The sequence below is a fragment of the Methanobrevibacter sp. genome, from assembly GCF_017427765.1.
Lineage (GTDB): Archaea > Methanobacteriota > Methanobacteria > Methanobacteriales > Methanobacteriaceae > Methanocatella.
Genome location: NZ_JAFRSC010000033.1, coordinates 1 through 14,681, shown reverse-complemented (window position 1 = coordinate 14,681; position 14,681 = coordinate 1). Strand labels below are relative to the sequence as shown.

The window sequence follows — 14,681 nt, the reverse complement described above, 5'->3', positions numbered from 1 at the left end:
ATATAAATAAAAAAATAAATAATTTATTATTAATTAAAAATGATGATGATATTATGAATATCGAAAAAGAAGTTGAAAAATGGTTACTTGACGAAGATTTGCTTATGGAAATGAAATATGATGAAAATGCAGATTTCCACTTTATTGTCGAGTTTCCAAAGGAAAATATTATGGATGTTGTAAAACCAAAGGACAAGGATTGTATTATCATTGCATGTGCTACCCAGGTAGCTCCGCAGCATTTGAATCTGATGCAAATGGCAGATCCTAAAACCCAGAAAGAATTCATTCTGGATTTGAACTTCGGTTTGAATCAGTTTTTAGTTGATTTTGAACTTCAGATTAACCAGGACATATTGCAGCAGTTTGTCATTACCGAACAGATTTTTGAAGATGGATTAACCAAGGACATGTTAATCAGGACTTTAAAACGTGTTTTCAAATCAAAACTCCACTGCATATGGCTTATTGATAAAAAATTCGGAACTCTTCCAAACACTCAAAATGAAAATGACATGTTCGTATAGAGGGAGAGGTGCATTTCAAGTATAACGTTTTCGAAGGTATATTAAGACTGAAGGGGTATATTTCAACTGTAAACACTTGAAATTTATCTCTCTGATTTGCCTTTGTTTTTTCATTTTGAAATCTTATTTCTGTTTTTTGTAATTTTTACATTTGCATGCAAATTTCACATGCAGGTTACACTTGAAATACATGTCTTGATTTTTGTCCTGCGGATGAAAAAGTTTACACTTGCAACAGACCTCTCTGTCTTGATTACAAATCATGATAATTTTTTCAAAAATCATGTCATTGAAGCCATCTGAGGACTTATTTTACCCCTCCATTGGAGATAATTACACTTGAAATTGTTATTTTATATTTGAAATAGTAGTATTTCATGTTTTAATTTTAAATCAATATTTATGCATTATTTTTTAATATAATTAATATTATATTTGTTTTTACTTATAACAACTGATTTAGTCTTTTAAATTGATTTTAAAATGTTTTAAGCAATTTTAATTTTCGCATTTTTTACAATTTTATTACATTTTAAGCAATATTGTAATAAAAACATTTATTTAATAGGTAGATGATATTAATAACACTGGAAATTATACTAATATTTTTTTCATTATTTTTATTAATATGTGTGGTGTATTTTTATGTCAAATGTTTTTGAAGATTTAGAAGATGACATGGAGGGTTTTGTTTCAAAGGCCATATTTAAAGACAAACGTCCTCTTGATCATAGATTTCTGCCTGACAAGCTGGTTCACAGGGAAGACCAGATTAGACAAATTGCAAAATACTGGGTGGATGTTTTAAACAATGTTACTCCGTCAAACGTTACACTTTACGGCAAGACCGGAACAGGAAAAACAGCAGCATCCAAGTTTGCACGTGAACAGTTGTTGGAAATAGCTCAAAAGAAAAATGTTTTCGTTAAAGTTGAATACATAAGATGTACTGATTATACAACAGAATACCAGGTATTGGCCCAGCTGTGTAATAAGCTTGGACGTGACGTTCCTAACCGTGGATGGACAAAAGGGGAAGTTGTAAATACATTCAGGGATATTTTCAAGACAAACGCTTTCGGGCGCAAACTTCACCTGATTGTTATTCTGGACGAAATCGATATCCTGCTTGACAAGGACGGTGACGGAATTCTCTATACTTTAACAAGAACAGACAACGTTTCAGTTTTATCAATCAGTAACTATCTCGACTTCAAGAATCTGATCAAGTCAAGAGTAACAAGCAGTCTCAACGATAAGGAAATTGTTTTCCCGCCTTACGGAGCGGATGAATTATCAGATATATTATCTGAAAGGGCGCAACTGTCCTTTAGGGATGGTGTTCTTGAAAGCGATGTTATTCCATTATGCTCAGCAATGGCAGCAAAAGAAGAGGGTGATGCAAGGTATGCTCTTGATTTACTTAAAAATTCAGGCGAACTTGCTTTCGATGAGGATTCAGAAAAGGTAACAAGTGAACATGTAAGAAGAGCCAAAGATACCATTGAGCACAATAAGGTCATAGAAATCATATCCACACTACCGCTACAGCAGCAAAGGGTTTTAGAGGCTATTTTAAACTTGACAAAAGAAGGTGAAGAAATATCTTCAGGTAAACTCTATGATGAATACAAGGAAATTTCCAAAAAGGATGCTGTTACCTACAGAAGAATATTTGACTTTATAAATGAACTTGAGTTATTAGGTATCATTTCCACAAACACCATTTCACGTGGCCGTGGAAAAGGAAGAACAAACATAATTAAGCTTCAATGTGATGAAACATTACTTGAAACAACCCTCTTATCTATTTAGGGTTGTTTTTTATTAATGTTTTTAAAATTGCCATTCTGACCGGAACGGCATTTGCAGCCTGAGTGAAATATTTGTTGTATTTTGTATTGTCAACGTCTGTGTCGATTTCATCGATTCTTGGCAACGGATGCATGACAATAAGATCTTTTCCTTCAAGCATTTTTTTGTTTATTATATAAGCGCCTTTAATTTTCAGATAATCGCCAATATCTGCAAAACGCTCCTTTTGAATTCTTGTCACATACAAAACATCAACATCATCGATTATTTTTTCTATTGAATCAACTTCCTGCCATGTAACGTTAGTTTTGTTGATGTCATGGAGGACTTCCTGAGGCATTTTTAGCTCAGGCGGTGATACCAGATATATTTTAACGTTTTTAAACATTCCAAGCGCATTTGACAGTGAGTGGACTGTTCGGCCGAATTTCAAATCACCGATTAGTGCTATTTTCAAATTGTCGATTTCACCTATTTCCTTTTTGATTGTATATAAATCCAATAGTGTTTGTGTAGGATGCTGGCCTGCTCCGTCTCCGGCGTTAATGACCGGAACGTCGACAATATCTGAGATGAATTTTGATACTCCTTCAAGTTCATGTCTTATAACCAGCGCATCGCTGTAGCCTTCAAACATTTTTGCGGTATCTGCAATGCTTTCACCTTTCGAAACGGAACTTGATCCGCTGCTTTCAAATCCGATGCATTCGCCGCCCAAACGTTTCATTGAAGTTTCAAATGACATTCTTGTTCTTGTTGAAGGTTCAAAAAACATTAAACCAAGCAGTTTTCCTTTAAGCTCTTTGGAAACCTCCCTGGATTTTGCAATGTCTTCTAGCTTTGAGGCTTCATCGAGAATATATTCGATATCTTCCCTTTCAAAATCTTTTATTGAAATAATGTTTTTAAGTTTAAAAATTCTAATCAACCCTTTTCATCATGTTATAATAGTAATCTTTAAATGATTCTTTCAATCGGCATTACGAGAATGTCTTTGGCACCTGCATTTCTCAAGTCATTTACCAGCTCAAAAACCTGCTTTTCATCTATTACTGCCTGAACTGCAACGGTCTTTTCAGAGGATAAAACTTCGGATATTGTAAGACCTCCAAGTGAAGGCATTACTTTTTTTACCTTATCTAGATTTTCGGTTTTTACATTCATTGTCACAAGTTTTTTCCTGTCGGCATCCAATACGCCCTGAATGCTTGTACTTACAGCTTCAATCAGTTCTTTTTTGTTTTTAAGGCTTTCTTCATTGGCTATAAGCTTTATTGTACTTTCCAAAATCACATCAATTATTTCAAGGTGATTCATTTTAAGGGTAGTTCCTGTACTGGTTAAATCTGTAATCAAATCGGCTATTCCTATGAAAGGTGCGGCTTCTGTAGATCCGCTAAGTTTGACAATTTTTAAATCCAGACCCTTTTCATCGAGATATTTTTTGGTTAAAGTTGGAAATTCGCTAGCCACTTTCATATCACCGGAAATGTCTTCAATTGAATTGATTTTTGACTCTTCGGGAGCGGCAAGGACAAGTTTTGTCTGTCCGAATTTCAAATCAAGCATTTCGACTACGTCCGCTTCGTTTTCATTAATCAAATCAACACCGGTTATTCCCATATCTGCAACTCCGTCATTTACAAATTCAGGAATGTCAGAAGCTCTTGCAAACATCACTTCTATATTTTCGTTAAAAGTCTTTGAAATTAATTTACGGTTATTTTTATCGATTAATCCTAAACCCGCTTTCTCCAGGATGTTTATTGAGGGTTCACTTATTCTTCCCTTTGATGGAACAGCAATTTTTATTTTCATCATATCTTCTCATTTTAATATCTTTGATATTATATTATAAAGTTTTTAATATTAAATTTATCTAATATATTTTAATATTTCTTATTTTTAAAAAATACTTGATTTTTGCAAAATATTTAAATATTAAGTCATATAATAATCTATTTAGCTTATTATTAACATCATTAATAATAAGTTTGAAAAATTATTGTGAGGTGAAAAAATGTCTGAAATACCAAAAGCTCCTATCGCAAGAATTATCAAAGAATCTGGTGCAGAAAGAGTTAGCGATGATGCTAAAGAAGAATTAGCAGCATACTTAGAAGAAGTAGCTCGTAAAGTTGCTAAAGAAGCAAACAACGTTGCTAAAATCGCAAAACGTAAAACTGTTAAACCAGAAGATATTAAATTAGCTATCAAAAACTTAGAATAAGTTTATTAGCTAACTTTTTTTTATTTTTTTTAAGGTGTTATTATGAGTGATAATACTATTTTAATTAAAAACGCATTTATTTTAAACAAACAAAAAATTCAGTCTCTTTTAATCAAAAACGATTTAATCGCTGAAATTTCCGATGAAATCGATGAAAGCAATGTCGACAAAATTATCGATGCCGACGGAAAAATCCTGCTTCCGGGATTTGTTAATACTCATACTCATTTATCCATGACATTATTTAGAGGATTGGCAGACGACTTGAGTTTGGACAGCTGGCTAAATGATCACATCTGGCCAATGGAAGCCAATCTGAATGGCGATTACTGCTATATAGGTGCACTTCTCGGTGCAGTAGAACTTATAAAGTCAGGAACAACCACATTTTCCGACATGTACTTTTACATGGAAGACGTTGCCCGTGCAGTGGATGAAGCCGGCATAAGAGCAGTACTATCCTATGGAATGATTGATTTCGGCGACGCTGAAAAAAGACAGGCCGAAATAAAGGAAAATATGGAGTTATTTAAAAACTGCAATGGAATGGCTGACGGAAGAATCAAGGTCTTTTTCGGTCCCCACTCACCGTACACAGCTTCAGAGGAACTGTTAATCAAAGTCCGTGAACTTGCAGACGAATACAACATGGGAATCCATATACACGTTTCAGAAACCCAAAAGGAAATAAATGACATTTCAGCAGAAAAAGGCATGAGGCCATTTGAATATTTGGATAAAATTGGATTTTTAGGTCCTGACGTTGTTGCGGCTCACAGCGTATGGTTAAGTGATGAAGAAATTGAAATAATCAAGAAAAACGATGTTAAAATTTCACACAATCCATGCAGCAACATGAAACTGGCTTCAGGAATAGCTCCCGTTTCAAAACTGATTGAAAATGACATCTGCGTTTCAATAGGAACTGACGGCGCCTCTTCAAACAATAACCTTGATTTGATTGAAGAGCTTAAAACAGCAAGCCTTCTTCAAAAGGTTTCAACCCTCGATCCTAAAGTCCTCACTTCAGATGAGGCTATCGAAATGGGTACAATCAAAGGTGCTGAAGCTTTAGGTCTAGACTCACAGATAGGTTCCATTGAAGTTGGCAAAAAGGCCGATATCATTTTAATCGATACAGATTCAGCAAACATGGTTCCGGACAGTACCAGTTTGAGTTCCAATATAATTTACTCAGCAAACGGTTCAAATGTCGATACTACAATCTGTGACGGTAAAGTGCTAATGGAAAATAAGAAACTGACTGTTTTAGATGAACAGGCAATTTATGATAAAGCCAGACAGGCCATAAAAGAATTAAAAGAAGCTATCTAGCTTCAAATTCTATTTTATTTTTATTAAATATTATGCTCTTTTTCCACTCATCAAGAGTTTGTGGAAAATCAGATCTGAAATGTGCTCCTCTGCTTTCTCTTCTAAGAATAGCTGATTTTACGGTTAAAATACAGATTTCAACCATATTTATTACTTCAAGGGCAGTAACCAAATCGTTATTGTATTGCTTTTTATCACTTACGTCTAACTCAGTAAGCTCTTTTTGCATATCCTGAAGCTGGCCTAATGCCTCATTTAAGGTTTTTTCCTCACGTACAATAGCTACCTTTTCCCACATCAGATTTTTGATTCTGTTTTTGAATTCTTTAGGTTTTATTGAACCTTCTTTAATTAAACCTTCTATTCTTGAAGCTTCATTTTCAACCATTTCATCGTTGGTTTTAAGTTCTGATTCTTTTGCAGCCTCACTTGCACTTACACCTGCAATCTTTCCGAATACCTGTGTGTCTGCAAGAGCATTTCCGCCCAAACGGTTAGCTCCATGAACGCCTCCGCAGACTTCTCCAGCTCCAAAAAGATTTTTAAGAGAGCTTGATGCGTCCGGGTTTATTTTCAATCCTCCCATAAAGTGGTGTGCGGTTGGCGCCACTTCTATAGGACCGTGCTTTATGTCGACTCCTACGTTTTCAAACTGAAGAACCATTGTCTCAAGCCTTTCTTCAATATAGTCATCATCCAGGTGTGAAATGTCAAGGTAAACTCCTCCGTTTTCTGTTCCACGCCCTTCAATTATTTCCTGATAGATTGAACGGGCAACGACATCACGGGTAGCAAGCTCCATTTTTTCGGGAGCGTATCTGCTCATGAATCTTTCACCATCCTTATTGATGAGCTTTCCTCCTTCGGCTCTTACGGCTTCAGTTACAAGAACGCCCTTTTTGGACTCAGGCGCTACCATTCCGGTAGGGTGGAACTGAATCTGTTCCATATCGCATAAGCTTGCTCCGGCACGGTAAGCTATTGCAAAACCATCTCCATTCTTTTGAAATGTATTTGATGTTACAGGGAATAGTTGGCCGGCTCCTCCGCTGGCAAGAATTGTTGATTTTGCTTTAAAATAAATCAGACTTGAATCCTTAAGGTCAAGACCGGTTGCACCGATAACCTCGTCGCCATCGGTTACAAGAGATGTAATCATTACCTCTTCGATACATTCTATGTCTCTTTTGATGATTTCCTCTTTAAGAGCATTCAATAGCTCAGCACCGGTTCTGTCTCCCTGATAGCAGGTTCTTCTGTATGTCTGACCGCCAAATGGCCTTTGGTCAATTTGGCCTGATTCCTGTCTGTCAAACAGTGCACCATAGTTTTCCAAATCGATTAATCTTTTTGGTGACTCGTTTACAAGAATTTCAACCAGTTTTTCATCGTTAAGAAAGCTTCCGCCCTTTAACGTATCCTTTTTGTGAGCTTCTATCGAATCGTCCTTGTCAACGGTTTTAAATACAGCATTGTATCCTCCTTCTGCCATTCCAGTACAGCCAGACCTAAATGAAAGACCTTTAGATACAATAGTCGCTTTTAAACCTGCATCATCAACTTCAATAGCTGCTCTTGAACCTGCTCCTCCAGATCCGATAATTAATACGTCTGTTGAGATAGTTTTAATTTTCATTTCAATACCCTGTAAAATTTTTTCATTATTACATTTATTTTTAATTGTTAATAAGTTTTATTTTAATATTAAAATTGATTTAAACTTGTTAAATTGCTTTAATCGCCAAGAAAATTTATAAATATTTGTTTAAACTAATATTATTTTGAATTTAATAAATTAAGCTTTGGTATTTATTTATATGTTTGATATTGAAAAGTTACAACAATCTTTTAAAGACTATTCAAAAGATTTTAAAAAGAATAGAAAAAATGCAATGGGAATGTTAAAAGAATTATATCCTATTCCATCGAATTTAACAGATGATGAAAAAAAGTTTTTTTTGATTTGGGGAATTGATTCTTTTCCACTATTAAGTTATTTGAGATGTAATGATGGCCATTTTGATGAATATTTTGAAAAATTTCATTATAATTTAAATAAAGGAATTTCTAAATATGATAATATTAAAGTTAACTCTATCCTGTTTAGACGGGTATTCAATGATTTTTTCATTGTTAATGAGGGTGAAGTTGGAATTTTTAACACTCCATTATCTACAACATTTGATTCGAATTCAAATTTGGATTTTGGAAATCATTTAATAAAGATTCTAGCACCTATTGGTACTAATGGTGCATATATTGAGGAATTAATGCTTAATGGAAACTATTCACAACATTTGAATGAATGGATTTTACCCAAGGGAACGATATATAAAACTTTATATAAAGATTATTCAAGAAAATTGGCTATTATTATCATCATGGGGGATGTATATAATGCAATTTAAACGAAATTTGAAATACTCACTGTGTGAAGACAAATTGGAAGATTATTATCCTGATTTGATCATGTTAGACGACTGGATTCCTTTTGTTATAACTAGTAACTTACCTAATGAAGTATTATTTGATTTGGGAAAACATGTAAAAAATAAAAAGACATATTCCGACCGTTTACTAAGACATAAAATTGAAAATGGACAATCAGGATTAGGATTAGATGAATTGCTTGAAAATGAAATTCATGTTTTTTTAGAAAAATATCCTAAATTTGAACCTTTGTTTTTAATCAATGAATAATTTTAATTAAATGATGTAGGTTAGGTAATAGCAGAATTATATTTATATTCAAAAGTTAATTTAAATTAAAGATATTATTAAAAATTATAATAGTTGAGATATTGTATTCAATTTAATTAGAGGGTATTTAATGAAAATCGATGGTGAAGTTACAACCGGTTTGGGAAAGGCAGCGTACTTTTTATCACAGGACTTTTACACAAAGGAGTTTAAGAAAAATTTGGGTTTTATTCCATATCCAGGAACATTGAATGTTGTTGTAAGTGAAGAGTATTTGGATGAAATAAATAAAATTAAAAATGAATGTGAAAATTTAATCAAGCCGGATACAGATTTTGGAGCAGTAAAATTCATTGAAGCAAAATTAAACGATGAAATTAATGGAGCTATTGTTTTTCCGGCAAAAACTACTCATGAAGAAAACTATTTGGAATTTATAAGTGAAAATAAATTGAGAGATGAGTTAAACCTTAAAGATGGTGACACTGTATCTTTAGAGTTTTAGTTCTTTTCTTATTTTTTTGATTTCTTCTAGTGTTAGTATTGTTTCTTTTTCTATTACTTCGTCACTTTCTCCCTTTTTGATCATATAAGTAGCCATTTTTTTGGATTCTTCTATTCTTCTTTTTGTCTTTGTCCATAATCGTATACTGCACTCATTTTTCCACCTAATTTATTTGATATATATTAAAATAATATTTAACTCTATTTAAATTATTCAGTTTCATCTATAAACAATTTTACACTCTTAAATCAATTTTTTAAACTCAATGCAATTATTTAATTATAAAACAATTTTGACTTGAACATGTGTTACCAAAAAGTATTTTATACATAATAAATATATTTGATAATACGTTCTCAGGGCGGGGTGCAATTCCCCACCGGTGGTGATTTTTAGTAAAAATAAGTCCACGAGCACAAGTAAGTGTTGATTTGGTGAGATTCCAAAACCGACGGTGATAGTCCGGATGGAAGAGAAGAAATAAATTGTAGTTATTTTTAGCCCTGGTTCTAGTAAATATGGAGTGTTACTATGAATCAAGAAACAAATTTAGATAAAGCTCTAGAAGCTATTAGAAATGGTGAATTCGTTCTGGTTTTTGATGACGATGATAGGGAAGGCGAAGTTGATATGATTATCGCTTCCGAATTTGTAACCCCTAAATCCGTTGCTACCATGAGAAATGATGCAGGCGGTCTGATCTGCAACTGTTTACACGCTGATTTTTGTGAAGCTATTCATTTGCCGTTTATGGTTGATATCATGAAAGCGGCAACCGAAACATACCCTGAACTTGCAAAACTTGCACCTACCGATATTCCTTATGATGAGAGATCCTCATTTTCAATATGGGTAAACCACAGGAAATCTTTCACAGGAATTACAGATGTCGACAGGGCAATGACCATCAGCGAATCCGCATTGATGATGAAAGAAGAAAGATTCGATGAATTCGGAGCAACTTTCAGATCTCCAGGTCATGTATGTCTTTTAAGAGGAGCAGACGGACTTGTTAAAAACAGACAGGGACACACTGAAATCGGTCTTGCATTATGTGAACTTGCCGGTGTTACTCCGGTTTGTGTAGTCTGTGAGATGATGGATGGTGAAACCGGTAAAGCTACATCAATAGCTGATGCTCGCAAATACGCTGAAGAAAACGGTTTAGTCCTGCTTAGAGGCGAAGACGTCATAAATAAATATTTGGAAGAATAATTAATTCAAATTATTCTTTTTTTCAACTATATATTCTGCAATGAATTGGGTTATCTGTTGGATTTTGTATGAATTGTAGATGCTGAATGCAACATATTTTCCATCATTCATTCTGATTTCCAAACCATCCTTTACTTCTTTTGATTTGTTTATTTCAGTGATTTTTATCCATGGAACCCTTAAAGTTTTGCTTTTAAGCGCTTTTTCTATATGAATTCCGTCGTCCTTGAATTTGACGATTCTAACGATGCGGCGGTTTTTATCAGATCCAATCTGTATGTCGCCATTTTCGTCAAAAACGTAATCCGGTATAAAGCAGGTTGCTTTCCAGCCATGTTTCATTTTAACTAGAACATGAGCCCTGTCCTTTTTTGTAAGTTTCACGCCTTTTTCGGGACTTAGATTAAGAGCCATTTATATCATCCTGCTTTTGATTTCTTCAAATGAATATATTTTTTCAAATTCCACTTCACGGGCCATATTGATAATCTCATCGATATTTAAGTTATTTTCAATAAGCTCCATTGCATGTGAGGTGAAAAGTTCATATCTGATTTCCACTTCCGGAATAAATCCTCTCATGTCCGCTGATTTAAGTTTCGGAAGCTTTAATATTCTATCGACACTTGTGTTGTTTTTGATGTATGGAACCACATTGTCGAATATATCGTCATTGTATACCTTGTTGAGCAAAATCCCTTCTACAGAGATTCCGAATTTTTCAAGCATATTGGCCTGTGCAACGATATCAATCGCTGCGGATTCAATTCCACCCTTGTTGACGCCTGTAGCCAATATCATCGGAATGTTTGATGACATTGCTATTTCTGCTGCTGAAAATGGTACTTTTTCGTTTAAAAGACCGGTAAATACACTCATAACTCCTTCGATAAGTACAATATCATAGTCAGATGAGTTGAGTTTCGCGACAGTAGATTCTATGTCGGCCCAACCAAGGTGTCCGATTTTCACTGATGCGAAATCTTCCATTTTTCCTTTTGTCAGGTAAAGTCCCGGTATAATATCACGTACATCAGGGCCTACCTTAAGAAGTGCAACCTTATAGCCTCTTTTCCTTAGGGCTCCGGCCAATCCTGTGAGTATGAAAGTTTTACCTGAGTCGGACCCGTTACTTCCAATCATCAGGTATTTCGGTTTTCCCATCGCTTTAACTGCAGGCACTTTGATTCCTGTATGGATTCCGACTTCACTTTCGAGATATTTTTTGACTTCGAGATTTCTATTGTAAATGTCATCGATGTCCTGTATATCTATTTGTTCTACAATATTGTCTACAAGAACCGGATTTTCATCCAATATGCCGTGAATCATTGTACCGATAACGTTGCCGTCATCGTTGCATGCTCCCGAAAAGATGTTATATTCACCTTTTTTGTTTGTATCACCATAGTTCATCCTTTGAACTTGTGAATAGAACAGCGGTTTTGCATCTCCTTCAATTTTTCCATAGGTGTGGGTATGAAAACCGTTAACGTCTTCAGTCTGGTTTTTTACCAGAAATGAGTTATCATAAACTTTTGCCTTTACCCTGTCGCTTGTAATGAGGGGTGAGAAATTAACGTCAATCAGTCCGAGGCCGTCCTTGACGATTGGCACAGGGGATTTTCTTCCTATATCAATCTGGTTTGAAAGCAGCTGAAAACCTGCACATATTCCTATAATTGGCTTTCCGTCACGGGCCATCTTTTTTATTTCCTTGTTTAAATCCATATTAATGTCATTTGACTCAATCAATGTTCCGCCGGGAATGATTAATGCATCCAGTTCATCTGATGCTTTTTTTCCATTGACCAAACCGTTTTCCTTAACGATATCAGTCGGCAAGTTTCCAAAATCTTCAAATCCCGGAACTGATCCGTTTATATAGGCAAGTCCAATTTTTGTCATTCAAACAACCTCTCGTTAATAGGCATATTTCAAGTTTGAACCTCTCTGACCTGTAGAGTCGGAGTATTCTTTCACATTTAAGATAAAAAATAAGATTATTGAGTGTTTTCAAAAACACTCATTGCTTTGATAATTTTCAAGTCATCCAATGGTTTTGCCTGAATCTGCAATCCTACAGGGATGCCTTCAACTTCACCGGCTTTAATGCTTCCTGCCGGAATTCCTGCAAGGTTAGCTATTACAGTCAACACGTCGTAGGCATACATTTCCATAGGTTCGATTTCCTCTCCGATTTCGTGAGGAAGCTTAGGAACTGTAGGTCCTACAATCAAATCAACGTTTTCAAGCATGGAGGTGATTTCTCCTCTGATAACTGATCTTGCTTTAAGAGCCTGTTTGTAGTATTTTCCACTGAATTCAGCTTCTGCAATATGGGAACCTGTTTTTATTCTTCTCAATACCTCTTCTCCACAGACTTCTTCAATTCTGGATCCGTATTCTCTTCCGTCATATTTTCTTGTAGCTGAGAAGAATTCCACATAGTTAATCAGATAATATGTAGGTAAACATAAGTCAATATAGTCAAAGCTTACTTCAACAAGCTCAGCGCCTGCTTCAACAAGTTTGTTTATTGCCAAATTAACGGTTTTGTTGATTTCCTCATCGGTAACGTCAATGAATTCCTTACATACTGCGATTTTCATGCCTTCTAGACTGGTGTCATCCAGCACTTCGGTAAAGTCAGGTTTTTCCCAGTCAAGGGTGGTACATTCGGTTTCGTCATATTTTGCAATTGTATTTAATGCAAGTGCAATACCGCTTACGTCCTTTGCCAATGGTCCGATTTGGTCCAAACTCATTGACAGGTCAAGAAGACCCTGTCTTGAAACAGCGCCGTAGGTAGGTTTGAATCCGACAACTCCACAGTGTGATGCAGGATTTCTGATTGATCCTCCTGTATCTGAACCGATTGAAATGTCACACATATCAGCTGCAATGGCCGCTGCACAGCCTCCTGAAGAGCCTCCAGGAATTCTGCCCATAGCCGCAGGGTTCTGGGTCGGTCCGTAGTATGAAGTTTCAGTTGAACTTCCGGCTGCGAACTCATCCATATTCAAAATACCGATGATTATTCCGTCTTCAGCAAGAATTTCTTCAACGACTGTAGCGTTATAGCTTCCGATGTAGTCTTCAAGAGTTTTTGAAGCCGCTGAAATAATCATGTCTTCAACATTAATGTTTGCTTTTATACCAAATACCAAACCAGCTAAAGCACCTACTTCATCACCGTTGGCTATTTTCTCATCAATAGCTTCTGCTTGCTTTAATGCATTTTCTTTGTTTAATTCAATGAATGCATTAATGGTTTCGTTATTCTCATCGATGACTTTAATGTAGTTTTCAACATTTTCTTTAGCTGTCATTTCTCCATTTTTAATGGAGTTTAACTTTTCAATAACGTTCATTAAAACACCTATAATCGTAATATATAATATTATTAGTTTATTTTTTAATGTTTATAAAGTTGTTTTTTTTCAAAAGTAAAAATTGCTTTAACTTCGTCAAATTGTTTTAACCCTGTAAAATTGTTCTATTTAATACTTAAGGATTTATATAGTTTGAAAAACTAATTAAAAATAAAAAATAGCTATTTTAAGTAATTTTGGTGTCAATTATGACTTCGATTGATAAAATAAGGTTAAAATTTAAAAATTTACTTCGCTTTGATAAATTAAATCCTGTTGATAATTTTGAGATGGCTGAAGATTTTGAAGTGGATTATCATGTAAACAACATTGATTTATTTAGAAATTTGATTTCACAATATGATGAACTTAAGGAGATTATTTGGGTGGCTATCTATCATTGTTTAAATACATTTGATTCTTCTAAAGAGTTTTTAACTGTATTAGATGTAAATTTTGAAATTATTGCTGATTTAATTGAAGGTGATGAGGAGCATGTTATTATTCCGGAAATTATTAAAAAAGAAATTTTAGACGGAAATGTTCTGGCTACTTTCCATAATCATTTTCAAGGTGCTGTTATTCCATCTTCTAAAGATTTTGAAAATACAATTTTACCATTAATTCAATATATGGTAATTACTTCGCAGGGTAACATAGGAATCATTATTAATGATTCTAAATGTGCTGAAGATAATTTCAATGAGTTTAGACGTCAATGGACATTATTTTATTCTTTTTTGAATTGGTCGTTTTATCTTAATAATGCAAGAATACCATGACTTCTGTAAAAGTCGTGGATGAATTGCAAGATGGGTATACTTATATTAAATATGATCTTTAAAGGGTATTTTCTATTTTTATCAGATTTTAGTTTGTTATTTTTGTGTATTTTGTGTTGAGTGTACTTTATTTTTTTTTCTTTTGTTGATGGATATTACTTTTCAATTGCTCTCTGTAAATCTTTATATGTTTTTTTA

The 14,681-nt window shown here is 34.4% G+C and carries 15 protein-coding genes and 1 riboswitch; of the genes, 9 read left to right on the top strand and 6 right to left on the bottom strand.

Annotated elements, in window-relative coordinates; genetic code table 11:
• Positions 1-53 precede the first annotated feature (53 nt).
• Together IJL02_RS10575 and IJL02_RS10570 are read left to right on the top strand one after the other, a co-directional pair.
• Positions 54-527 (top strand): DUF2299 domain-containing protein, encoded by a 474-nt coding sequence (locus IJL02_RS10575; RefSeq protein ID WP_292816186.1) that lies wholly within the window; start codon positions 54-56, stop codon positions 525-527.
• A 645-nt stretch (positions 528-1,172) separates the two neighbouring features.
• Positions 1,173-2,342 (top strand): Cdc6/Cdc18 family protein, encoded by a 1,170-nt coding sequence (locus IJL02_RS10570; protein ID WP_292816184.1) that lies wholly within the window; start codon positions 1,173-1,175, stop codon positions 2,340-2,342.
• Here the strand turns inward: IJL02_RS10570 and pyrB are convergent.
• Positions 2,335-3,270 carry an aspartate carbamoyltransferase gene (gene pyrB / locus IJL02_RS10565; RefSeq protein WP_292816182.1) on the bottom strand — a complete coding sequence of 312 codons (936 nt, stop codon included), beginning with the start codon at positions 3,268-3,270 and terminating at the stop codon, positions 2,335-2,337. The two genes, IJL02_RS10570 and pyrB, sit on opposite strands and share 8 nt — an antisense overlap.
• Positions 3,271-3,299: 29 nt before the next feature.
• Positions 3,300-4,160 carry an ATP phosphoribosyltransferase gene (gene hisG, locus IJL02_RS10560; RefSeq protein WP_292816477.1) on the bottom strand — a complete coding sequence of 287 codons (861 nt, stop codon included), beginning with the start codon at positions 4,158-4,160 and terminating at the stop codon, positions 3,300-3,302.
• Between the two features lie 202 nt (positions 4,161-4,362).
• Here hisG and IJL02_RS10555 point away from each other — a divergent pair, with 202 nt between their 5' ends.
• Together IJL02_RS10555 and IJL02_RS10550 are read left to right on the top strand one after the other, a co-directional pair.
• Positions 4,363-4,572 (top strand): histone family protein, encoded by a 210-nt coding sequence (locus tag IJL02_RS10555; RefSeq protein ID WP_292816179.1) that lies wholly within the window; start codon positions 4,363-4,365, stop codon positions 4,570-4,572.
• A gap of 42 nt (positions 4,573-4,614) precedes the next feature.
• Positions 4,615-5,907 (top strand): amidohydrolase family protein, encoded by a 1,293-nt coding sequence (locus IJL02_RS10550; RefSeq protein ID WP_292816177.1) that lies wholly within the window; start codon positions 4,615-4,617, stop codon positions 5,905-5,907.
• On the opposite strand, the gene tfrA is transcribed toward IJL02_RS10550, so the two are convergent.
• Positions 5,900-7,543: a fumarate reductase (CoM/CoB) subunit TfrA gene (tfrA, locus tag IJL02_RS10545; protein WP_292816174.1), complete on the bottom strand. Its 1,644-nt coding sequence runs from the start codon at positions 7,541-7,543 to the stop codon at positions 5,900-5,902. The two genes, IJL02_RS10550 and tfrA, sit on opposite strands and share 8 nt — an antisense overlap.
• Positions 7,544-7,724: 181 nt before the next feature.
• Between tfrA and IJL02_RS10540 the strand changes: the two genes are divergently transcribed.
• The 4 genes from IJL02_RS10540 (at position 7,725) to ribB (ending at position 10,327) form a co-directional block, all read left to right on the top strand.
• On the top strand, positions 7,725-8,315 hold the full coding sequence (locus tag IJL02_RS10540; RefSeq protein ID WP_292816172.1) for a hypothetical protein: 591 nt from the start codon (positions 7,725-7,727) through the stop codon (positions 8,313-8,315).
• The gene (locus IJL02_RS10535; protein WP_292816170.1) at positions 8,305-8,607 is read left to right on the top strand and encodes a heat-shock protein; all 303 of its coding nucleotides are present in this window, start codon (positions 8,305-8,307) and stop codon (positions 8,605-8,607) included. The genes IJL02_RS10540 and IJL02_RS10535 overlap by 11 nt, the downstream gene beginning before the upstream one ends.
• Positions 8,608-8,737: 130 nt before the next feature.
• Positions 8,738-9,112 carry a DUF120 domain-containing protein gene (locus IJL02_RS10530; protein WP_292816167.1) on the top strand — a complete coding sequence of 125 codons (375 nt, stop codon included), beginning with the start codon at positions 8,738-8,740 and terminating at the stop codon, positions 9,110-9,112.
• Between the two features lie 348 nt (positions 9,113-9,460).
• Positions 9,461-9,594: riboswitch (FMN riboswitch) on the top strand.
• 49 nt (positions 9,595-9,643) lie between these two features.
• Positions 9,644-10,327, top strand: a complete 684-nt coding sequence (ribB, locus tag IJL02_RS10525) for a 3,4-dihydroxy-2-butanone-4-phosphate synthase (RefSeq protein WP_292816165.1) — start codon at positions 9,644-9,646, stop codon at positions 10,325-10,327.
• Here ribB and IJL02_RS10520 read toward each other — a convergent pair whose 3' ends face one another.
• The 3 genes from IJL02_RS10520 to gatA form a co-directional block, all read right to left on the bottom strand.
• The gene (locus tag IJL02_RS10520) at positions 10,328-10,741 is read right to left on the bottom strand and encodes a hypothetical protein (RefSeq protein WP_292816163.1); all 414 of its coding nucleotides are present in this window, start codon (positions 10,739-10,741) and stop codon (positions 10,328-10,330) included. It lies immediately after the preceding gene.
• A complete protein-coding gene (locus tag IJL02_RS10515; RefSeq protein ID WP_292816161.1) occupies positions 10,742-12,235 on the bottom strand; it encodes an AAA family ATPase in 1,494 nt (497 codons plus the stop codon).
• Positions 12,236-12,330: 95 nt separating this feature from the next.
• A complete protein-coding gene (gene gatA / locus IJL02_RS10510; RefSeq protein WP_292816158.1) occupies positions 12,331-13,701 on the bottom strand; it encodes an Asp-tRNA(Asn)/Glu-tRNA(Gln) amidotransferase subunit GatA in 1,371 nt (456 codons plus the stop codon).
• Between the two features lie 209 nt (positions 13,702-13,910).
• On the opposite strand from gatA, the gene IJL02_RS10505 reads away from it, so the two are divergent.
• On the top strand, positions 13,911-14,483 hold the full coding sequence (locus IJL02_RS10505; protein ID WP_292816156.1) for a hypothetical protein: 573 nt from the start codon (positions 13,911-13,913) through the stop codon (positions 14,481-14,483).
• Positions 14,484-14,681 lie beyond the last annotated feature (198 nt).